The sequence below is a fragment of the Entomomonas sp. E2T0 genome, assembly GCF_025985425.1.
Taxonomy (GTDB): Bacteria; Pseudomonadota; Gammaproteobacteria; order Pseudomonadales; family Pseudomonadaceae; genus Entomomonas.
The window spans coordinates 3,224,327-3,246,721 of sequence record NZ_CP094972.1 but is presented as its reverse complement, the minus strand read 5'-3'; the positions used below and the strand labels follow the sequence as shown (position 1 = coordinate 3,246,721).

Sequence of the window (22,395 nt, the reverse complement as noted above, 5' to 3'; positions counted from 1 at the left end):
ATACTTTTACCTATTCAATTGCTTATTTGAAAGATATGGCGAAATTAATAAAAATTCTACAATGGATTCGTAAGTTTTTTAAGAGACTATTCTGGTTTACTATTTTTTCAATAATAGGAATATTAGTTATTTCGGTGTTGCTTGTGTTAAGTATGCGTTGGATTAATCCTATTGGCACTTCATTAATGGTTGAGCGTAAAATTGAAAGCTGGCAAGCGGGAGACGGCCTTAAGTTTCAAAGGGAGTGGAAAGGCTGGTATGAGATTTCTGATAGTTTAAAGTTGGCTGTTATTGCCTCAGAAGATCAAAATTTTCCTTATCACCATGGTTTTGATATGGAGGCGATTCAACAAGCTTTAAAACACAATGCGGATGGTGGTAATCTTAGGGGCGCAAGCACTATTAGCCAACAAGTCTCTAAAAATATTTTTTTATGGTCTGGCCGTAGTTGGTTTCGTAAAGGTGTAGAAGTTTGGTTTACAGCGTGGATTGAACTGCTTTGGTCAAAAGAGCGAATTCTTGAAGTTTATTTAAATAGTGCAGAATGGGGTGATGGTATTTTTGGTGCAGAAGCTGCTGCACAATACTATTTCAACACTACTGCTAGAAAACTAACTAAAGAACAAGCTAGTTTATTAGCTGCCGTGTTGCCTAACCCTAGAAATTGGAACCCTGCCAAACCAACAGTATATATAAATTCTCGTGGTGTTTTTATTCGTAAACAAATGGATAATTTAGGCGGTAATGCTTTCTTACAGAAGCTAAGATGTGGCAATGATTGCCCTAAATAATACAATGCTAGCTATACAATAGTTAGCAGGTTCTATTTCTACTATCAATCTTACTTATATTCAATAAGCAGCTATATCTAGCTGCTTTTGCTACATCTGATTAGCTTAAATCTGGATACTTGTCTAATTAATTTATCACTTCAATAATAACCATCTCATATTTTTTAAGCGTCATTTTTACTAAAAAAATAATATTAATTCCTCTTTTTTATTAAAAATAAATCATCATAATTATTTTTTATTTGTATAACTTATTGTTTATAAATAATTTATTTTTATGTTTGATATTTTTGTCAAAAGTTTGTTTGAAAGTATGAATAAAAGCTTAATTAAATTACATGTAATTTAAATTTATTTGACATGTAATAAATCAAGCATTAATCTAACTATAACCTGTTTTGTTGGAGTACAAGACAAGATAAGGAAAACAGTTGTGTAAATAATAAAGTTCAAGAGGAACAGAACAATGCGCTATTTAGCTTTTGCCATACCTGTTTTTGCTATTTCTAGTTTGAGTAGTTATGTGGCTGCTGAAGCAGATACAGTCGTAAATAATATTTCGAATGTCACAGAACAACAGCTAATTCAAACTAAGGATACGCTTTGTCGAGTAACAACAAGTTTTCCAGTAACCGTTCAGCAGTGTGGAGAGGAATGTACAAGCTTATTAAAAGTGGGTTTGATTAAAGTAGAGAAAATAGGTGTATCACCTAGTGTAGAGCAGTATGTATTAACAGAGTTGGGGCGTAATGCTTATATGCCAGCCTCCGCGAAATTATCAGGTAGTTTAGGGAGTTTTTGTTTTGGCAATATAACAAAACATCAAGTTATTAGTGTCAGTGCTATAGATGGTGAGCCACAGATAACGATTACCTATAGCGTTCATATAAGCGATCCGCATCCTGTTCTATATGATGCTAATTTTACGGCAAAGTATTTTTTACCAAATTTACAAGAAGGAAGTACTGAATCAAAACCGATGCAAAGGATTGTTCGTATCAGCTCAAAGGGAGAAGTAAGTATTGTTAGATAGCAAATTGTTTACCCAATAGCTATGGAGGGAAAGATAGTATGAATACAACGTGTCCTAACTGTGGTTATACGCGTCAATCAGAACATACAATATTAGTAATGCCAAGAGGATTATGCATCCTATAGGTATTTACAAAAACAATTGGAACAAAAGCAATTTTGTTTTTTTAAAAAACTTAAATCAAAATTTAATGATTTTTCATTACCCGATAATGAGTTTTTAATCTACATGATATTAGTTGTTATTTACCTATTTACCTATTTACCTTATTTCTTCGCTTTTCAGCAGAAGTTATATAAAGGTAATTGAAAAAATGGATAACTGCATAATAAGCAGAAAAAGGAGTATGTCATGATTATAACGTGCCCAAAATGTAGCTATGTACGTCAACTGCAAGATACTGCAGCTATCAATCAGTGTCCAAAGTGCCATATAGATTATAGGGTTTATGCACATTTTCAAAAGGAATCAGAGAAAGAACAAAAACAACCAATGAGCTATCAAGTTATTAATAGTAAGGTTAATCATTCTTTATCAGTCGATGATGTTATGACAGGAATGGCTTATTTATTTATTGCAGTATCCGTCATTATTTTATTGATGGCTATTTTTTGATAGGGAGGATATTAAAACAGTGATTACGGCTTGTCCAAAATGTGGCTATGTTCGTCAAGCAAAGGATACGACACCGTTAAATCAATTATGTGGATTATAGTGTTTTTTTGCATTCTCAAAAGCAATCAGAGCAAAAAGTAGATAAACCAACAACACGCAAAAAAATCAAAATGCCAGTTAGTAAGTGTTCATTGTTAGATAATGAAATTTTGATTTATGGAATGCTTATTTGTACGGTTATATTCATTATGTTTTTAGTACGATCAAGAGCTTTTTAGCTGAAAGAAGAAAAGTGTGCTTAAAAAATAAGTTTTTTTAATGGTTTTTATAGTTATCCGCTAGGGGTAATCTAGTGGATAACTAAATTATAATTAATTAGCCAATGGATTACGTTCAAGGCGTTTTTTTAAAAAATAGCCCCAAGACAAGCCAATAATAATAGAAACTAAAGAGGCAAGTAATACACCAGCTTTGGCGGCACCTAATAGCGTTTCATCAGTAAAGGCTAAGGTGGCTATAAAGATAGACATAGTAAAGCCTATACCAGCAAGCAAACCAGCTAATAATATACCATTCCAAGTAACTCCTTTAGGTAAATGACAGATACCTAATTTAACGACAATAAAACAGGATAGTAATATACCTATTGGTTTACCAAGAACAAGGGCACCAATAACACCATACATGATGTGTTGCGCTGAGGTTGCTGATAAGTCGAGGCTATCTATCGTAATACCTGCATTAGCTAAGGCAAATAAAGGCATTACACCATAAGTTACCCAAGGATGTAGCGCCATATTTACACGAGTAACAGGGGGTAATAGTTCCCTTTGTACTTTATGAAGTTCGTTATAGGAAACGGTTAACTTACCATTTTGATCAGTGGTTTTGATTGTGTTGATGGCATTGGTTACTGTTTCCACATATTTTTCTTTAGAAATAGTGGCTACAACTGGTGTCATTAAGCCTAATACTACACCGGCTAAGGTTGGGTGGGCCCCTGTCATTAACAAACCAATCCATAAAATAGCGCCAGGAATAATATAAGCATAAGCAGAGCGTAGGCCTAACCATTGAAATAATAGCACCAAGAAAATACCAAAGACACCAACAAATAGACCATTAATATCTAAACCACCTGAATAGAAAAAGGCGATAATTAGCACTGCTACAATATCATCAATAATAGCGAGGGCTAGTAAGAAAACCCTGATATTAGTAGGAATAGATTTACCTAATAACGCCAATGCACCAACAGCAAACGCAATATCTGTAGCCGTAGGTACAGCCCAACCTTGTTGTTGGATAGGCGCATGATTTAGTGCTAAATAAATAATTGCAGGAGTTACAACACCACCAATAGCGGCAGCAATGGGTAATGTGGCAAGGCGAAAATTTGAGAGCGCACCATCATGTATTTCCTTTCTAATTTCCATACCCACAACAAGGAAAAAAACAGTCATTAATGCATCATTTATCCAAAAATGCAGAGACTGTGAAAAGGTAAAAGAACCAAAACTGATACCAACAGGTGTATGCCAAAGCGCATGATAACTGTTTGCAAGTGAAGAGTTAGCCCAGATTAGAGCAATAATCGCAACTACAAATAAAACAATGCCGCCTACGGCTTCAATATGTAAAACTTTTTCTATGGCAGAAAGTGAGCGCATAGTAGCGGCATGAGCTTTGGGTAAGATAGGTTTTTTCATAGGCACGAATCCTCTGCGAGGCGGCCCGACCATCGTTTTAAAACCTGTAATACAACACTATGTTGTAACACCCAACTGGAAATTATAAAACAAATAAAAAAAGGAATCTATTTTTATAACCTTATATACAAGCCTAATTAATTTATTTTATTAAATAGGTTGAGCTTGCTTAGTAGATATTTTTTTCTTCCTTGTATCATATATAACAAATAATATACTTATAATCTCTAAGATTACTAATGTAAAATTAACATACACAAGTTTATCACCACCCGATAGGCCGCTTACTTTAAATTTTTGGGGGTTATTTCGGTTATAAGCAATAAGCACAGTTTTACCAACATAGTCTTTAGTTTGCTCTAAATTAACAGCCTCTTTCCTTTTCTCAATATCTATATAAGGTGGTGCGATTAAAGCTGATATTACTTTATTTTCATTATGAACTGTTTGTTCTACATCTTCTTTATCTGTAAATACTATTGTGGAATGATAGATAATATATTCCGTAGAACCATCATACTGTTTTGACTGTTCAGTATGAATAATAGTGCCCATGGACTCATCTGTATAATCATTAGCGGCGAAAGGATCTAGTATAAAATGGATAGCAACAATGATATTAACAATTAAACAAAATATCCAACTAGAATATATATGCATTGCTGATAATTTCTCCTAAAAAATGAGCATGTCAGTATACCTTTATACTAATTTATTGGTTTTATTTCATTAATTAATAATGAATCAATATGCCTATTATTGTTTTTAGGGAGCTTGGTGTAGCAGAGAAAGAGGTTATTGTTAGCAAAGAGAGCTATTAATAACTAATACTTAAGGTTAATACTACGTTATGCCTTTAGGTAATTTATTAATGAAGGGTATTTGCTTATAGTTTATACAGCCCATATTTAGTACCTTGTTTATCCCTAGTGAAAGACTATTCCTAATACTAAATATGGGTTTATCGCGCAGATATCTTTTTTTTGCCATTAGCCTCTAGTTTATTATGGTATTAGTTCCCGTTATAAACTAGAGGTTTTTCTTTAACTAATACAAAAAATTAGTTATTTAGTTTATTGAATACATAGATTATTTATCATTGGTTAATGATTGCATCACATTAATTAAACTATTGACATCTCTTAACAATAAAGTGCTAGCAATGGCAGTATTTTGTACGGCGTAGGGTTGGGAATTGTTATATTGGTGTAATGCTCTCAAGCAAACCTAATACAGTGACTAATCGGCCTGTTGCACATTCATAGATGTCTTCTAATGAAGTATTTTCATTTTAAAACCACCTATTTAGACCAGCAAGTTATTATTTGTTTTTATTATGTTAAGTTGTGAGAGTCTAGTATTTAAGAATCTTAGTAAATTAAGGAATTAAAAAGAGCTATTTGGCTAATTAAAAATATTTTAAGAGTTGAAGGGTTAGCTAATTATTATGAGTATTAATCTATATATTGATAAGTATTTATCAATATAAAAAGATGGTTTACTTGTTTAGTAATGAAGTAATGCTTGTTATACTAATGTCTAATAAATATTATTTAAAGTATAATTAAGTTTATTTTAAGGGTATTTATATACAATAGATTAATACCAAAAATAGGCTTAATCGAAGTTACTGTTTAAAGGAGTTTGCAGTATGTTTTTTAGTGCATCTGATACACATTTTCAGCTGTTTTGGGATGAAGCAAGCTCACCCAACTCAACAACAAATAACACACCATCATCTACTTCATCTCCTTTAGCACAAAGTACTGTATCTTCAAGCAATACAGCAGGTTTTGGAGAAGCTTTAGCAGCTATAGGTAATAAGTTTTCTAGTTTTTCAGGTGGTAGTAAATCATTAGATCCATTTTCAGCATTAGCAGCAGCCAATAAGTTAAAAGCATCATTAGGTGATAATGGCGACGAAGATACAGTCCAATCAGCTTTGGATAAGCTACAAATATTAACCTTCACAGGAGTAGAAGGAATTTCTACGCCTTATGCCTTTGAAATAACCTTAATCAACAAACATATACGCTTTGATATCACCCAACTGCTCAGCAAATCAGTCTTTATAGGATTTACCCCAGAAGGCAAATCTGGTAATGGTGTGCATGGTCTAGTTCAAGCGGTTAAGCGGGGCCCTATTAGCCAACACTATGGCATTTTTTCTATTGTCATTACTCCTCGTTTTACCCATCTAATGAAGCGCGTGAACCAAAGAAAATTCCTAGCCAAAACAGTACCAGAAATTATCACTACTATTCTCAATGAACATGGTATGCAAGAGGGAGCCGAATCAGGTTTTGAGTTTAAATTAAAAGAAACCTATCCAATCAGAGAGTTCTGTGTTCAATATGATGAGTCTGATTACCATTTTGTGTCGCGCCTTTGTCAAGAGGAGGGGATAGCTTATCATTTTCAACATACTTCAAGTAATCATAAAATGATCTTTACTGATGCTATGCCTTTCTTTCCTAGTGTAGCAGAAGCAGTTAAGTTTATGAATGACACAGGTATGGTAGCAGATAGCCAAGCCCTTAAATATTTTGATGTATCTTTAGCTTCTAGAACTCAAGCAGTAGCATGGCGAGACTATAACTTCACTAATATGAAAATACCAGAAGGGACTAGTGAAGGTAAGCAAAGTCAAAAAGGTAATCAAGCTATTGAGCCTAACCTTGAAAGTTATGATTACCCATCTACAGGTATGAATAAAGCTAGAAATGACCAACTAGCTAAAATAGAAATAGAACGTCTTCGAACTGATCATTTAATAGGTGAGGGGTATTCAGATATACCGACATTCCATAGTGGTTACTACATTACGATAGAAGACCATCCAAGTTTAGATACAATGGATGCTGAAAAACCTTGGTTGATTACCCAAATTAAACATAAAGGCTACCAGCCTCAAGTGCTAGAAGCCTTTGCAGGAGCAGGTAGTGCTGCTAGTACTACACTGCCTAGCCAACTACATAAATACTTAGATATAGACACAGAACTAGAATTTCCTGTTCAAAATCAACAACAAGGCTACTTCAACGTCTTTAATGCTATACCACAAGAAGTATCTTATAGACCTGCTAGAAGACACCTTAAGTCAAGAGTATTAGGAACCCAAACAGCTATTGTAACAGGCGCAGCAGGCGAAGAAATTTACTGTGATGAATATGGACGAATCAAAGTTCAATTCCATTGGGATCGTGAAGGTACTATGGACGAAAATAGTTCCCATTGGATCAGAGTAGTTAGCAACTGGGCTCATGATGGTTATGGTACTGTAGTTATACCTAGAGTAGGTATGGAAGTAAAAATAGATTTCCTCGAAGGAGATCCAGATAATCCAGTAGTAACAGGAGCAATTCACAACGGAGTCAACAAAGTTCCTTATGATTTGCCTGCTAATAAAACTAGAAGTGTATTTAAAACGTCTAGCTCAAAAGGTGGTGTAGGTTCTAATGAACTGCGAATAGAAGACAAAGCAGGCCAAGAACAAATCTTTGTGCAAAGCCAAAAAGATTTTGACCAGCTCACCAAAAACAACCACACAGTACAAGTTAACAACAACAGCCACCTACAGGTACAAAACGAACATAGTGAAACTATAGTCAAGAATCGCTATACCAAAAATGAAAGTGAAGAGCATCATTTAACTCAATTAGATCGTAAAACACAGATCATGATGAATGATTATAAAACTGTGGGAATGAGTGAGCATGAAACCATTGGAACAATAAAAACCACAGAAGCAGGCATGGAGATTCACTTAAAGAGTGGCTTACAAACAGTAATAGATGGAGGATTAAGTTTAACCTTAAAAGCAGGGGGGCAACATATTGTATTGAACCCTGCTGGAATATGGATGACCATGCCTGTCTTTACAGGTGGTGCTCCAATGGAAGGTACTCCTGCTGAGCCTTTAATGCCATTAAGTAAGTTTATGGCTGTGGCAGGGGTTACTTCTAAGCCAGTTATGCATGATAGCTATAATTTACGGTTTCATTTTACCAATGATAATCAAATTCCTTATGCCAATACTAGTTATATAGCTTATTTACCTGATGGTAATACAGTAAAAGGAGTAACAGATGCAGAAGGGTATACTAAGAGTTTCTTTAGTGTTGAACCGCAGGATATAGATGTACATTTATTGATGGAAACCTATGTGCCAGTTTTAAATGATAATGATTTAGTAGACACAGAAAATATAGGTGACTCGCAAAATGTACGGTTCCATTTTACAGATGATGATGATGTACCCTATGCAAATACTGACTATATTGCTACATTCCCAGATGGTTCAACCAAAGAAGGTACTACAGATCAACAAGGTTATACAGAAACCTTTTATAGCGATATTGAGCAAGAAATTAAAGTCCATCTAGTATTAGGTGAAGTACAGGCTAAAAAGGAGAGTATGTAATGGCTGGGGGAAACGAGAATAAGAACAGTAAGGATAATAAGGAAATCAGTTCTGGTAAAACTGAGAGAAAACCTAAGACAACTCAAGAGGTAGAAATTTCTAATAAGACACAAGTTGTAGTTTTTTATATTGGCGGAGCAGCAGATAAAAGAGCATGGTATGGACCTGCATATATTCCAATACTTAGAAAAGTAGAGTGGAAAGAAATTGGCCCATATCATAATATTAGATATGTTAAAGAAAAATTTGAGGCTTCTTTAGAGGCAAATAAGTTAGATAAGAGCCGATATGAAGGTATATATCTTGGATACTATGAAGTTTATAAGGAAAAACAACAAAATTCTTTAGTTGAGAAATATCTTGCCTGTAAGGATAAAAAGCACTTAAAAATAGTGATTATAGGACATAGTTTGGGTGGTTGGAATGGTGCACATTTTTGTAATTATTTGGTTAATAAAAAAAAGTATACAGTAGACTTTTTAATTACTATAGACCCTGTAGGTGTCGGTGATGGAGTAAAAATTGTTGCTGATGTAATTAATAGTTTTCCTACAAAAATTAAGGTTAGAAAGTCTTGGCATAATATACTAGAAATAGGTTCCAGTTTTGGGAATGCAGTTGCTAAAGTGGGAGAGAGATGGATTCCTGGATATGGTTGGAGCCTTAGCTTTCAAAGTTATGAACCAATGGGGAGTCCAGTTATAAAGCATGGCAGAGATGATTCACAATCATTTCCTGATTTTTCCTATATCAGTGAGTATGCACATGATTATGCATGGCATGGAATTTATGACAAGGAAAAACTAAAGATAATAGCTCCACAGTGTAATGCTAAGGAAGATCAATACACAGTTATAGAAGAAACTCCTATTAAACTTTCACCTTATGATCATGTTTCAATAGCATTAAGAGAATGGTTAAAGAAATAAATGTACTGTATAAATAGAAATGGTATAGAGCTATGACTACAAATGAACTTGAAATAAAAGAGCTATCTGAGCAAGACAAGAGCTATTTAATTAATATGATTAAAGCCACTATCCTAATATTAGCAGGCGAAAGTACTTTACAGAGTCAAATTAAATTTTTAGGTAAGTATATGGCTAATGCCCCTAAAACAGGAAAAATAGGAGTTGTTCATGAGTTCAATTATAAAGACTTATTTTCACTGGTTTTTGAAAAAGATACAAAACAGAACTGGAATACAGCACAGATTTTTTTAGATAAAGAATTGTTGACAAATTTCTCTGAGGATATTTTTTTACAGATGTTGCAATTAAACTTTAGTTATACAGAAAATGCACTGAATGATAGTTATGCTTATCAATGGCAGCTTAATAATAAGGTGAGTGTTATTTTTAAAGTTAAGCCAGAACAGCAAACAAATAATGACTATCCTACGGATTTTTATCAAATAGTTATGTTTAATAACTTAGGATAATAATGTAATGATAGTGGATAGGAAAATTTGCTAGGGAGATTTTACAATGTCTAGTTCTAATGAAGAGACAATGGGTAAAACCAGCTCAACAGAAAAGAATATAGTAAAGCAAAAAATTAGTCGGCCTAAAGAGCTTATTCTTTTATTCTGGATAGATGAGGAGGATAAAAATGGGGGATATGATGGTAGAACTTTATTCTCAGAAGCAGCTCAAACACGAATGGAAAATATAAAAAAATCATCTTGGTACAATGAAAAAATACATAAAGTTCATAATCCTCCCATACAAGCTATTCATGAAATAGGTCCTATTATTAATAACTGGACAAGTAAGTATGGTGGAAAAGATAAAATTAAAACCAGAGAAATAGGTGTTTTCTCTCATGCAGCAGGAGATGGTCCTATCTCATATCATACCGCTAATATTCCGCCTGTTACAGGTTGGCCTGTTCAAATGGCTATTACAGGAGGTTGGGATGCTATAGATTTTAACTGGAAAGAACAAGGCGCTATTTGTGTATTTTATGGTTGTAATACAGGACATAATCCAGAGGGATTTGCCCATAGCTTATCCAAGCTATCCAACTTTTCTGGAGTAACAGTTTGGGGACAAAGTACATCCGCCTTCCCATCATTTTATCCTAATTATAGAGTTACTACTGTTGCCCGATCAGCTGCGGATGGTTTCTTTCCTAATATTGTCAGGAAGACAGCACAAACTACATGGGATCTAATGGGGCCAACGTATATGGTTGGAGGTAACTCAGGAGAAGGGGTGAAATCAACTTATATTTTTGGATCACTGACTAACAGTGTAAATCAATTAACAGATGAAGAACTTAAGTCATATCCACCTGCTAATGTGCTGAAGTATTTTCAAAATGGAAACTATGAGGGACAAACTCACCAAGGAGTTTTTAATGATCATAGAAAGACCAATTAAACTATTATTATTAATATTCATTATTTCGTTATATGGGTGTCATGAGATGTCAGAACCAGAGTTTAAAGTTTATGGTAATAAACAGATTTTAAATAATATGATCATTAATGTTCAATCAATTAATTATCGCTTTAATGCCAATACTCCATCTTACACAGGTTCAAGAACGCAAACATTGCTATATAATGATAAACTATTCTCATTTACAAATGATCAAGTAGATCGATACAAAATTTATTTTTCTTATGACAACCAAGTAGCTATACTTGAATTTGATAATATTATGGCAAGGTTTAATGGCTCAAAGGGACGTATAAATCATTTATATGTTTATGAAAAAGATAATAGTATATACATTGAATATTATGGTTTTGATACAGATATACCTAAAAAAATAGGTGTTAAAAGTCATATGACTATACCATTAAAAGATTTTTTTGAAGAAAATAAAATCTCTGATCCCAATGATCAATTAGTATATAAAGAAAAATTATTTGAATTCTATGAACCTAGCATACAAAAATATAAACGAGATCCTCTTTCAAAAGAGGTGAAAGCAGCATTTATGGAAGCACGTTTTGAATTGAAAAAGGATTTTAAACTGTTACCCGAAGATATAAAAAAGATGAATTTGCCTGAAAATGAGTTAAAAGAGCTTTTAAAATAATCTAAAGAAAATTGAGACCAATAAAGTTAGTGAAAAAATAGTGAAAATATTAAAGAGACTCATTGGTATTTTATTATTTACCTCCCTTACCCCGATATTAGTCAGCGGCATAGGAAAATGAAAAGATTAATGTTATTAGTTGTAACTATCTTTTTTGTTAGTTTACATTTGGCTAATGCTCAGGAATGTGAAGATATGATAGGTACTTACCGTATTATTCCATTTTTTAAACCAGTAGGGTTGGCAATAGCTACTAAAGAGCTATTAACTTCTGCGCCTTTGGGAACCCCTTTTTTAAAGTGTAAAAATTAAATAACCAAGTTTGGCATGTAGGTTTGATTCGTGGGAATAGATACCCTATTGAGTTAATATAGGTGGATAAAGCATCAAGAACAAGTTTGAGTTTGAATATAACAGGGAGTGCTGATCTTTGTTATTATGAGTTAAATAAGGGTTTTAAAATAATTAAAGTTGATTTAACAAAACTTAATAAACAACAGTTATCGGTTTTACACGATTATATGTTAAGAGAGTGGGGAAATGAGCTACTTGACAAAGCAACTGATAGCCATACTATAAAAGAATCATATATATTTGATATAGACTCTTTACAAAAGATCAAATATTTTTTCATTATACGTTATTCTGAAATTGGGGTAGGTAGTTTTGTTTTTGTGTTTCCTTTACAGAAAGTAACAGATCGTACAGAGTTTACCTTAGTAGAAAAGAAAATATGAAACATACTACTATTTTACTTAAAGTTATGATTAGGATAATCCTAATATCAGACCAAAGTAATTAGCTATGTAATAGAGCGTTCGTACTAGATGACAATTTTTAATCTCAAGAGAGATTTAATGGTTAGAGTCTGTCAATGCTAATTGAAAACTATAATGTTTGATTTAGCTTACAGCAAATAAAAATAGGGATATATTTTACTTTATTTTGCAAATACGACTTTGTGCAGCAATTCTGACAGGGGTATTATTTGCGCCATACTGATCATATCCATTAAAGCGTTGTAAGACCTCAAAGAAAAAGCGCTTTTCAAACACTTCTGAGTAGATATGTAATAAGCTACCACCTTGATTATCTTCATCGTATAAAATATTAAATTGTTGTAACCTGCCGATAAACTCGGGGCTTAAATCGAATTTAGTAGCTAAATCATCATAATAGTTATCTGGTATTTTTAGTAATTTTAGACCATTTTGTTGTAGTTTTTCTGCGGTATTAAAAATGTCATGGGTGGAAAAGGCGACATGTTGCAATCCTGAACCTTGATAGGCTGATACTGAGCGTGCAATTGAGGTATGTTTATTTTCTGAGATATTTAATGGGATTCTAACTGTGCTGTCAATGCTATGGGCTACCTTACTTTTTATTAAACCGTAAGGGTCTGCTAAGGTGAGCTCATGTTCAGTAACAAAACCAATGATTGCTTTAAAATGTAATGTCCATATATCCATTGTTTCTGCACGGATACCAATCGCAAAATGATCAATGTTATTTAAATATGAGGGTTGATTATACGGTTTAGTATTAAAATCGGTTTGATGAATATCTGCCGCATTATCTAAAAAATATTGTAAGCTACCATCAGGAGCTAATATAGCTGGGATAAATTGTTCTTTCGGCCCTAAGCGGCCTTCATAGGTATGACAACCATATTGTTTAGCTCTACTTAATGCTTGCTCAGCATTACTGACTTTAAACGCACTAGCACATAATGAGGGGCCGTGTAATAAATAATAGTTTTGAGCAAAAGAGTCAGGCTCTGCATTCAATACTAAATTAATCTCACCCTGTTGATACAAGGTAACGTCTTTAGATTTGTGTTGGCCTGTTTTTTGAAAGCCTAGTTGTTCAAACCAATTACTTAACTCATGGTTAGATTGTCCATCCACTGCAAACTCTAAAAATGCAACATTTTTATATTGAGTGACTGATGGAGGTGAAAATAATGGTTCATTTACTTTTATATAATTATATTGTAAATGATGACGTGTTAGTTCTTCTAAATATAATAATGATCTTTTAGCGTATAAAGCTGTTTGCTCTGTAGGGGCCGCACGAAATTCATCGTTAAAAATTTCTAGAGATAAAGGGCCGTCATAGCCAGCTACTAAAATGGGCGCTAAAAAATATTGTAAATTGAATTCACCTTGACCCGGAAAGTTTCTAAAGTGACGACTCCATTCTAATACATCCATTTTCAGTAATGGTGCGTCAGCTAACTGAACAAAAAATATTTTATCTTTTGGAATATAAGCTAATTCGGTGAGGTCATCTTTAATAGATAAAGTATGGAAACTATCCAGAATAATACCTAAATTAGGGTGGTTGATTTGTTTTACTAATGACCATGCGTGTCTATAAGAGTTAACATGTGTTCCCCATGCTAAAGCTTCATAGCCGACTTTAATGTTATGTTGAGTAGCTTTTTCTGCAATCAGATGTAAGTCTTCCATTAGCGTATTATCATCTTTAATACAGTTGCTTTGGGTATTGCTACATAGCAGCATTTTATTTACGCCAAGCTCATGCATCAGTTCAAATTTTTTCTCAGCACGGTTAAGGTTATGTGATAATTTTTCACGAGGAGCTCCTTCAAAATCGCGAAAGGGTTGAAAAAGAGCAATTTCTAAATTCAAGTCTTGGCAAAGGTGTTTAATATCTTTAGGTGAGCCTTCGTAATAAAGCAGATCGTTTTCAAAAATTTCTACGGCATCGAAACCAGCCGCACTAATTGCTCTTAGCTTCTCAGGTAACATCCCACTAACTGAGACTGTTGCGATACTATGTTTCATTTCAGATCCTTTAAACTAAGTGTTCTATATAATATAACTAATGGGCTGTTTAATAACGGTCTAAGCCTGTTCTAAAGAGGCAGAACATTGTGCTGCTTCAATAGATAATGCATGTTGATACCAATATTTTTTGAGCATAATAAGGCAAGAAATTAATACAGCGGGTATGATTAATGATAATAATACTTGGGATAAGCCCCAACCAGCATCTAGCATAAAGGCTCCTGCATAAGCGCTTAATATCGCCCCTACACGACCAATACCATGCATCCAGCTATTACCTGTGGCCCGTGCTGAGGTAGGAAAGAATAAACTGGATAAGGCATTCATACCTGTGTTGGCTCCGTTAAAGCAGAAACCAACAAAGAAAGCGATAAATGATAGCAGTGCAAAGTGTACTGAAGCGTAACTCATTAATGCCATAATCGCGGCACCAATGGTATAGGTGCAGGCTAATACTTTATGAGGGCTGTATCTATCCATTAACCAACCCATAGTGACTGATCCTAAGGGGCCCCCTAATTGAAAAATGGCAGCGATTATTGCAGCTTGAGATAAAGAGAAGCCTGCTTCTTCAATAATAGTAGGTAACCAGCTACCTAGTAAGTAGACTAAAAATAAGGCAAAAAAATAGGCTAGCCACAAACAAATACTACCGACAATATAGTGCTGATTTAGTACGGTTTTAATAGGATTGGCTTCAACTACTTGTATTTGTGGCAGAATAAAAGTGGTGCTCTCATTGGCGGTATTTGATTTGATACGATTGACTATTTGAATGACCTTATCTTTTGAATAGTTTTTTAAAACCATAAAGCTAATAGACTCAGGTAATTTAATGAGTAATAGAACACTTAGCATCATAGGCATAATACCACAGACAACTAATACTGAACGCCAGCCATAGTGGGGGATAAGCCAAGAGGCAATAAAGCCACCCGAAGCTGCTCCTACGGTAAACCCCGCAAAGACTATAGTGACAAAAAGTGATCTATGTTTTGCTGGCGAATATTCACTAATAAGTGTGGCAGCTTGAGGCATTACTCCTCCCATAGCCACTCCTGCTATAAAGCGGTAAATAATCAGTGATGTAGTCGTATGGGAGGTAGCACCTAATAAGGTAAATAATCCAAAGGTAAAGACACATGATACTAAAATTAGTTTACGACCAAATTTGTCAGCGATAGGGCCAGCAATCATGGCTCCGATAGCTAAACCAAATAATGCCGAGCCTAGCACGGGTGCTATTTCTATATTGGAAATAGCCCATTGTCGTTTTAATTCAGGTGCTAGAAAGCCCATGATGGCAACGTCAATACCATCCATTATAACTGTTAAAAACATTAAGCTGATGATCATAAATTGATATGAGCTGGTTTTATTATTATCTAAAAACTCGCGAATATTAATAGTGGACATAATTACTCCTGTTTCGCTTAAGTTGCTATCTTATAAGGCTTATAAATATTTAATTTGAGCTACTTCTCTTAAATGTTCAGCTGTTGTTGTGGGGAAGTTGAAAAATTCTAAATAAGCGGGGATTTGCTCAAACAACATATCTGTTCCTATTTGAGTTTTGCAACCCAGTGTTTGTGCTGCTTTTAGAAAGGGAGTTACTTCTTTTTTCATTACCACCTCACCAATAAATTGGTTGGGATTTAATAAAGTAACATCAAGAGGTAACGGGTCATTGTCATTCATGCCTAGAGGGGTAGCATTAACCACAATATCATATTCAGCTAATGAATCTGTTTGAAAGGCAATTTCGAGTTCTGGGTAATGAGTTTTTAAGCGATTGCCAAGCGATTGTGCAGATCCCTGCCTAGTATCACTTAAACATAATTTAGTAATACCTACTGCTGCTAATGAGGCTGCAATAGCACTACCCACCCCACCAGAACCAACCACGAATGCTTTTTTACCTTGGGGATTTATACCTTTGCGAGTCATCCCTCTAACAAAACCTTCACCATCAAACATGTCGCCGATAACTTTACCGTCATCAGCTATTTTAATAGCATTACAGGCACCTGCAATTTTGGCGGTGGTGCTTAGTTCGTCAACTAGGCTTATAGCATTTACTTTATGTGGCATTGTAATGAGTGAGCCACGAAAATTTTTAACTTGTAGTAGTGCTTTTAAAACAAAAGGAAATTGTTCAGGAGAAACTTCTATAGGTAATAGAATGGTATTAATATTTAGTTCTTGTAAGTAAGGGTTATAGATCATAGGTGCTTTTACACTATGAATAGGATCGCCCAATAGGGTCAAAAAATCAGTTTTTCCATTGATAATCATTTTATTCTTACTCCATAAAATACTGATTGAAAAAATTTAAGGCGGCTTCGTAACCATAAACTCCTAAACCAGCAATCACTCCGATTGCTTGATCTGATAAATAGGAGTAATGGCGGAAAGGTTCACGCTTATAGACATTCGAGATATGTACTTCAATGAACGGGATAGTCACTCCTGCAAGTGCATCACGGATAGCAATACTGGTATGAGTGTAAGCTCCTGCATTAATTATGATGCCTTGTTGTGTTTCTTTAGCAGCATGAATTGCATCAACAATTTGCCCTTCACCATTATGTTGAGTATGACTTATATTGATTTGTAGTGTTTTAGCAACCTGTTCTAAGTGTGCAATTAACTCAGGCAGAGTTTGCTTTCCATAAGTATTAGGTTCTCTTAATCCTAACAAGTTGAGATTGGGGCCATTGATCAGCAGTATATTTGCTACTTTTGTCATATTATTTCTCGTCTTTATTATTTTGATCTTTATTTATGTTTTTGAATTTAACACAGAATTTAAAGGTAAAATACCTATTGCTGGTTCTATCAGTTATAACAAAAACAGTCACACTGTTACGGATAGTTGTGATTTTAAGCGTTGTGGCGAATGGCTAAATAAATAGTATTAGCTAATGGTCTAATCTATTGTTTAATAGTGTATTAATTGATTTTTAATGATTATGGTGAATATTGGTAATAAAAAAGAAGCTTCACCATGTTTAGTAAACATGATCGGTGAAGCTTAAAGAGTGAGGATTGGTATGAAATGTTTAAAATAAGTCAGCTATGAGTTAGCTTATTCTTCACTGAATGATTCGGTATCAATTTCAGCAAGAGTTGCTTTAGGATAACGATTGCCTTGTACTGTTTGTTGATTAATTAACTGCGTTACTTGCGTTAGAATATCATCAGCTATGTCTAAGTTGATTGTTGCAATGTTTTCTTGTAAATGATTAATATTAGTAGTGCCAGGTATAGGAATTACCCAATCGCTTTGCCGTAGTAACCAATACAGAGCAAGTTGTGCTGGTGAACAATTAGCTTGTTGAGCAATTTGGGCGAATTGCTTAAAAAGTTGTTGGTTATGTGACCATTGTGGTTCTTGAAAGCGTGGCATAGCAAGACGTATGTCATTTTTTGGTAAACTATGAAGATTTATTGATGATGCTAAAAAGCCTCTAGCCACGGGGCTAAAAGCTACTAAGGCAACCTTCAGTTTTTTGCACGTTTCAAGTAAACCTAATTCAGGATTACGGCTCCATAATGAGTATTCATTTTGCACAGCTGCAATAGGATGTATAGCATGAGCTTGTTGTAAAGTATTGGCTGATACCTCTGATAAACCTATTGCTCGTATTTTTCCTTCTTTAACTAAATCGGCTAAGGCTCCTACACTCTCTTCGATAGGTACTGTAAAGTCTCTTCGATGTAGGTAATACAAGTCGAGATGATCGGTAGCTAGTCGCTTTAAGCTTTCATTACATTGTGCTTTTATAGTTGCAGGTCTGCCATCAATAACCCGTTTACCATTAACACCCGCCATACCACATTTGCTGGCTAAAAAGATTTGTGAACGTTTAGCCTTTAAGCTAGAAGTGCCTAATAAATTTTCATTAGCGCCAAAACCATATAAGGTGGCTGTGTCGAAGTGGTTAACACCTAAATCTAATGCTTTATCAATTAATGCCTTTGCTTCCTTTTCAGGCAAGGGATGATTATAAGCATGGCTTAAGTTCATACAGCCTAGGCCAATACTCATGACTTCTTTACCTGCTAATTTTCTGGTTTGCAACATTAGCAACCTCTTATAGATTATTTAGTTGTTTTTCTAAATCAGCTAGTACTCGATAGCAATTTATTACTTGCGCTACACTTGAGTTAGGTTCGCGGCCTTCACGAATGGCTGTGAAGAATTCACGATCTTGTAATTCAATGCCATTGGGGGATACAGCTACTTTAGTTAAATCAATTTTTTCTTCTTTACCGTTGACTAAATCGTCATAACGAGCGATATAAGTACCTGTGTCACCAATATAACGGAAAAATGTACCTATTGGTCCATCATTATTAAAGGAGAGTGATAAGGTACAAATAGCGCCATTTTCTGCTAATAACTGAATAGACATATCCATAGCGATGCCAAGCTCAGGATTAATAGGCCCTTGAATGGCATTTGCTTTAACTACTTTTGAGCCAGTTTGATACTGGAATAAGTCTACGGTGTGAGCGGCATGATGCCAAAGCAAATGGTCTGTCCATGAGCGAGGTTGACCTAAGGCGTTAATATTGGTGCGACGGAAAAAATAAGTTTGTACATCCATTTGTTGGATGTGAAACTTGTTCTGTTTAACTTGCTGATGAATCCATTGATGTGAGGGATTAAACCGGCGAGTATGACCAACCATAGCCACTAAATTTGTTTGTTGTTGTACCTTGAGCACTTGTTCTGCCGCAGCTAAGTTATCAGCTAATGGTATTTCAACCTCAACATGTTTACCTGCTTGTAGGCATTTTAGTGTTTGCTCAGCATGTAAGTGGGTAGGAGTACATAATATAACGCAATCCACTTCTGGCATTTTTAGAACATCATCCAAATTGTTTGAATAATGCTCAACGGCATATTCTTCTGCTATTTTTTTAACGGAGTCAATTTTACTACTAACTAGAGCTACTACTTCTGCATCATCAATATTTTTAATAGCATCTAAGTGCTTAATGCCAAAGGCTCCTGTACCAACTAAAGCTACTTTAATTTGTTTCATGGTGTTCTCCTATTAGGCAGGCTCATTTTCTAAAATTAAATGACCTACTGCTGTATTAGAGGCTGGAACGTGATAGAAACGATGCGCAATACGTGGTTTTTTAGTTAAGTTCATCGCTCCGCGTGCTACTAACCACATAACTAACTCAATACCTTCCGAGCCTGCTTCTTCAACATATTCCAAATGAGGCATTTTAGATAAGCGTTCGGGGTCTTCAATAAGTTCATCTAAAAAACAATTATCCCAAGGTTCATTGATTAAGCCAGCACGTGCGCCTTGTAGTTGGTGGCTCATTCCACCAGTACCCCAGATATGCACATTTAAGTCCTCATCAAATGACTCAACCGCTTCTCTAATGGCTTGCCCTAAAGCAAAACAGCGAGCACCTGAAGGAACTGGATATTGCACCACATTTACATGCAATGGAATAACCTTACAGGGCCACTCTTCAACATCTCCAAACATTAATGATAAGGGGACAGTTAAACCATGATCAACAGGGAGCTCATTGGCAATGGTTAAGTCAAAATCATTTTGAATTAATGATTGGCCAATATGTGATGCTAGTTCTGGGTGTCCTTTTACAGTGGGTACAGGTCTAGGTCCCCAGCCTTCATCAGCAATAGGGAACTCAGCTGCTGTACCTAAAGCAAAGGTAGGAATTAAACTTAAGCTAAAAGCATTGGCATGATCGTTATAAATCAAAAAAATAACATCAGGTTTATTTTCTTTCTGCCATTGTTTAGAAAAATCATAACCACTAAAGACTTTCTGCCAGTAGGGTTCTTTATCTTTTCCTAAATCTAAAGCGGTACCTATAGCAGGAACATGAGAGGTATAAACACTTGCAGTAATTTTAGCCATATTATTCTCCTAATGCATGTTTTGGCACAGGTTTGCGTCCACCTGCAATCATCATGTCGCGGTATTCTTGTTCGGTCATTCCAGTCATGCTGCCAGCCATTTGTTGAAACGATAGCCCATCGGTAGCTCCTATTTTGGCTAGGAAATAAATATTGCCTCCTAATGCCAAACAACGATTTAAGTCTCGGGCGATCACTGCTTGCTTTTGCTGTTCAGTCATAGGCCACTCATCTAGATAGGCTCGCTCATTATTTTTAAAGCGTAAGCGGTTTTCTGCTTTCATTAGAGACATACAAAACTGATTTAGATGGTAGCCCAAGCGTGATTGGTCTGCATCAAAAATAGTAGTGCCATGAATGTTTTTATAAGGTTTATCGAGGCTCATTATTATTCTCCTTATTTTATAGGTAGTTATCCTGCAACTTCAGGCCAATATAAGCGCATAGGATTATCAACTAATAATTGTTTTTGTAAATCAGCCGTTGGTGCAATTTGCCTTATATAATCAACCAATAAACCATCATCAGGCATATGATCTTTTAGATTAGGGTGAGGCCAGTCAGTACCGAATAATACTCTATTAGGGAATTGTTCTACCAAGTAACGAGCAAAGGGAGCTACATCTTGATAAGCATTTTGTTCTCCGCTTAAGGCTCTTGGCCCTGTTATACTCAAACGCTCTGGGCAGGAAACTTTGCTCCAAATATTTGGATTATCACGCATTAATTTAACGAACAAGCTAAACTCAGGACCGTCTACTGGTTTGCTTACATCAGGACGTCCCATATGGTCGACTACTACAATAGTAGGTAATGAGGTAAAGAAATCCCATAAATCAGGTAAGTCTTCAGCTTCAAAATAAACCACAATATGCCAGTCTAATGGTGCAATGCGTTTTGCAATGATTTCTAATTGTTCTTTAGGTAGAAAATCTACCAAGCGTTTAACAAAGTTAAATCTAACACCGCGCACACCTGCTTGGTGTAATTTTAATAGTTCTTCATCTGTAATATCAAGTTTGATAGAGGCTATGCCACGAGCCAAATCATTTGACGCTTCTAATGCGTCTACTAATGCTCGATTATCAGTACCATGACAAGTGGCTTGTACGATTACGTTACGTGAAAAACCTAAGTGATCACGTAGTGCGAATAATGCTTCTTTGGGGGCATCACAAGGTGTGTATTTACGCTCTGGTGCATAAGGAAATTTGTCATGCGGGCCAAATACATGGCAATGCGCATCGACCGCACCCTCAGGTAACTTAAAATGAGGTTTACTTGGCTTATTATAAAAAGGTAACCAGCCTTTGGTAACTTCTAGTTGCTGCATTGTAAGCTCCTTTAGTCGATATATTTTAAGCCGGCTTGTGCTAGCGGCTCACGCATGTTGTAGTAATCGAGACCTAATGTACCGTTGGCGAATAAACTCCGCTTATCGTCTTCATTGTCTGATCTTTTTTGTGCAGCTTGAGCCACTTGCATTGCTTTTGCAGCAGGCACTACCACTACACCATCAATATCCGCTATCACTACATCGCCAGCTTCTACAAGCATGCCAGCACAAATGATAGGGATATTTACTGAACCTAAGGTAGCTTTAATAGTGCCCTTGCCATAGATAGCTTTACTAAATACGGGGAATTGCATTTCTGTTAAGTCAGCAATATCACGTACGCCACCATCAATAATAAGTCCTTTGGCACCTTGCGCGCGGAACGAAGTGGCTAATAGATCACCAAAAAAGCCATCACCATTATCTGTGGTACAACCTGCTACCACTACATCACCTTCACGGATTTGTTCGGCAGCAACATGCATCATCCAATTGTCACCGGGTTGGAGTAATACGGTAACTGCTGTGCCACAAACCTTGGCTTGTGGATAAATAGGACGCATGTAAGATTTCATTAAGCCCACTCGTCCCATTGCTTCATGAATTGTAGAGCTACTGTAGTTTGATAATATTTCAACCGCTTTTGGATCGGCACGTTGGATATTACGTTTTACTACACCGAGTTGATTAAATAATTCTAATGACAT

Annotated in this window: 22 protein-coding genes; 10 read left to right on the top strand and 12 right to left on the bottom strand. The window is 35.4% G+C overall.

Going from position 1 to position 22,395, the window contains the following annotated elements; genetic code table 11:
• The first annotated feature begins 35 nt into the window (after positions 1 to 35).
• The 3 genes from mtgA (at position 36) to MTZ49_RS15390 (ending at position 2,439) form a co-directional block, all read left to right on the top strand.
• Positions 36 to 791 carry a monofunctional biosynthetic peptidoglycan transglycosylase gene (mtgA, locus tag MTZ49_RS15400; RefSeq protein WP_264746335.1) on the top strand — a complete coding sequence of 252 codons (756 nt, stop codon included), beginning with the start codon at positions 36 to 38 and terminating at the stop codon, positions 789 to 791.
• Between the two features lie 466 nt (positions 792 to 1,257).
• On the top strand, positions 1,258 to 1,824 hold the full coding sequence (locus tag MTZ49_RS15395) for a hypothetical protein (protein ID WP_264746334.1): 567 nt from the start codon (positions 1,258 to 1,260) through the stop codon (positions 1,822 to 1,824).
• Between the two features lie 351 nt (positions 1,825 to 2,175).
• Positions 2,176 to 2,439, top strand: a complete 264-nt coding sequence (locus tag MTZ49_RS15390) for a hypothetical protein (protein WP_264746333.1) — start codon at positions 2,176 to 2,178, stop codon at positions 2,437 to 2,439.
• A gap of 371 nt (positions 2,440 to 2,810) precedes the next feature.
• Here MTZ49_RS15390 and nhaA read toward each other — a convergent pair whose 3' ends face one another.
• Both nhaA and MTZ49_RS15380 read right to left on the bottom strand, forming a co-directional pair.
• Entirely contained in the window at positions 2,811 to 4,148 is a 1,338-nt protein-coding gene (gene nhaA, locus MTZ49_RS15385) for a Na+/H+ antiporter NhaA (protein ID WP_264746332.1), read from the bottom strand.
• 150 nt (positions 4,149 to 4,298) lie between these two features.
• Positions 4,299 to 4,808 carry a hypothetical protein gene (locus MTZ49_RS15380; RefSeq protein WP_264746331.1) on the bottom strand — a complete coding sequence of 170 codons (510 nt, stop codon included), beginning with the start codon at positions 4,806 to 4,808 and terminating at the stop codon, positions 4,299 to 4,301.
• A gap of 991 nt (positions 4,809 to 5,799) precedes the next feature.
• Here MTZ49_RS15380 and tssI point away from each other — a divergent pair.
• The 7 genes from tssI to MTZ49_RS15345 all read left to right on the top strand — a co-directional run bounded on the left by tssI (position 5,800) and on the right by MTZ49_RS15345 (position 12,359).
• Positions 5,800 to 8,571, top strand: a complete 2,772-nt coding sequence (tssI, locus tag MTZ49_RS15375) for a type VI secretion system tip protein TssI/VgrG (protein WP_264746330.1) — start codon at positions 5,800 to 5,802, stop codon at positions 8,569 to 8,571.
• Positions 8,571 to 9,500 carry a hypothetical protein gene (locus tag MTZ49_RS15370; protein WP_264746329.1) on the top strand — a complete coding sequence of 310 codons (930 nt, stop codon included), beginning with the start codon at positions 8,571 to 8,573 and terminating at the stop codon, positions 9,498 to 9,500. Before tssI ends, MTZ49_RS15370 begins: the two co-directional genes overlap by 1 nt.
• Before the next feature lie 32 nt (positions 9,501 to 9,532).
• Entirely contained in the window at positions 9,533 to 10,012 is a 480-nt protein-coding gene (locus MTZ49_RS15365; RefSeq protein WP_264746328.1) for a hypothetical protein, read from the top strand.
• A 46-nt stretch (positions 10,013 to 10,058) separates the two neighbouring features.
• Positions 10,059 to 10,955 (top strand): hypothetical protein, encoded by an 897-nt coding sequence (locus tag MTZ49_RS15360; protein ID WP_264746327.1) that lies wholly within the window; start codon positions 10,059 to 10,061, stop codon positions 10,953 to 10,955.
• A gap of 46 nt (positions 10,956 to 11,001) precedes the next feature.
• Positions 11,002 to 11,622, top strand: coding sequence for a hypothetical protein (locus MTZ49_RS15355; RefSeq protein WP_264746326.1), 621 nt, complete (start codon positions 11,002 to 11,004; stop codon positions 11,620 to 11,622).
• A gap of 117 nt (positions 11,623 to 11,739) precedes the next feature.
• Positions 11,740 to 11,934, top strand: coding sequence for a hypothetical protein (locus MTZ49_RS15350; RefSeq protein ID WP_264746325.1), 195 nt, complete (start codon positions 11,740 to 11,742; stop codon positions 11,932 to 11,934).
• A 62-nt stretch (positions 11,935 to 11,996) separates the two neighbouring features.
• Positions 11,997 to 12,359, top strand: a complete 363-nt coding sequence (locus tag MTZ49_RS15345; RefSeq protein ID WP_264746324.1) for a hypothetical protein — start codon at positions 11,997 to 11,999, stop codon at positions 12,357 to 12,359.
• Positions 12,360 to 12,557: 198 nt separating this feature from the next.
• On the opposite strand, the gene MTZ49_RS15340 is transcribed toward MTZ49_RS15345, so the two are convergent.
• From MTZ49_RS15340 to ligK, 10 genes are all read right to left on the bottom strand, one after another.
• Entirely contained in the window at positions 12,558 to 14,432 is a 1,875-nt protein-coding gene (locus MTZ49_RS15340) for a bifunctional sugar phosphate isomerase/epimerase/4-hydroxyphenylpyruvate dioxygenase family protein (protein ID WP_264746323.1), read from the bottom strand.
• Positions 14,433 to 14,492: 60 nt separating this feature from the next.
• Complete coding sequence (locus tag MTZ49_RS15335) at positions 14,493 to 15,851, bottom strand: MFS transporter (RefSeq protein ID WP_264746322.1); 1,359 nt, start codon at positions 15,849 to 15,851, stop codon at positions 14,493 to 14,495.
• A 39-nt stretch (positions 15,852 to 15,890) separates the two neighbouring features.
• Positions 15,891 to 16,730 (bottom strand): shikimate dehydrogenase family protein, encoded by an 840-nt coding sequence (locus MTZ49_RS15330; RefSeq protein WP_264746321.1) that lies wholly within the window; start codon positions 16,728 to 16,730, stop codon positions 15,891 to 15,893.
• Between the two features lie 7 nt (positions 16,731 to 16,737).
• Complete coding sequence (gene aroQ / locus MTZ49_RS15325; RefSeq protein ID WP_264746320.1) at positions 16,738 to 17,184, bottom strand: type II 3-dehydroquinate dehydratase; 447 nt, start codon at positions 17,182 to 17,184, stop codon at positions 16,738 to 16,740.
• Positions 17,185 to 17,523: 339 nt separating this feature from the next.
• Positions 17,524 to 18,522: an aldo/keto reductase gene (locus MTZ49_RS15320; protein ID WP_264746319.1), complete on the bottom strand. Its 999-nt coding sequence runs from the start codon at positions 18,520 to 18,522 to the stop codon at positions 17,524 to 17,526.
• A 10-nt stretch (positions 18,523 to 18,532) separates the two neighbouring features.
• On the bottom strand, positions 18,533 to 19,489 hold the full coding sequence (locus MTZ49_RS15315; RefSeq protein ID WP_264746318.1) for a Gfo/Idh/MocA family oxidoreductase: 957 nt from the start codon (positions 19,487 to 19,489) through the stop codon (positions 18,533 to 18,535).
• Between the two features lie 12 nt (positions 19,490 to 19,501).
• On the bottom strand, positions 19,502 to 20,353 hold the full coding sequence (locus tag MTZ49_RS15310) for a class III extradiol dioxygenase subunit beta (protein ID WP_264746317.1): 852 nt from the start codon (positions 20,351 to 20,353) through the stop codon (positions 19,502 to 19,504).
• Position 20,354: 1 nt separating this feature from the next.
• A complete protein-coding gene (gene ligA / locus MTZ49_RS15305) occupies positions 20,355 to 20,738 on the bottom strand; it encodes a protocatechuate 4,5-dioxygenase subunit alpha (protein WP_264746316.1) in 384 nt (127 codons plus the stop codon).
• A gap of 26 nt (positions 20,739 to 20,764) precedes the next feature.
• Positions 20,765 to 21,685: an amidohydrolase family protein gene (locus tag MTZ49_RS15300; RefSeq protein WP_264746315.1), complete on the bottom strand. Its 921-nt coding sequence runs from the start codon at positions 21,683 to 21,685 to the stop codon at positions 20,765 to 20,767.
• Between the two features lie 11 nt (positions 21,686 to 21,696).
• A complete protein-coding gene (gene ligK, locus MTZ49_RS15295; protein ID WP_264746314.1) occupies positions 21,697 to 22,395 on the bottom strand; it encodes a 4-carboxy-4-hydroxy-2-oxoadipate aldolase/oxaloacetate decarboxylase in 699 nt (232 codons plus the stop codon).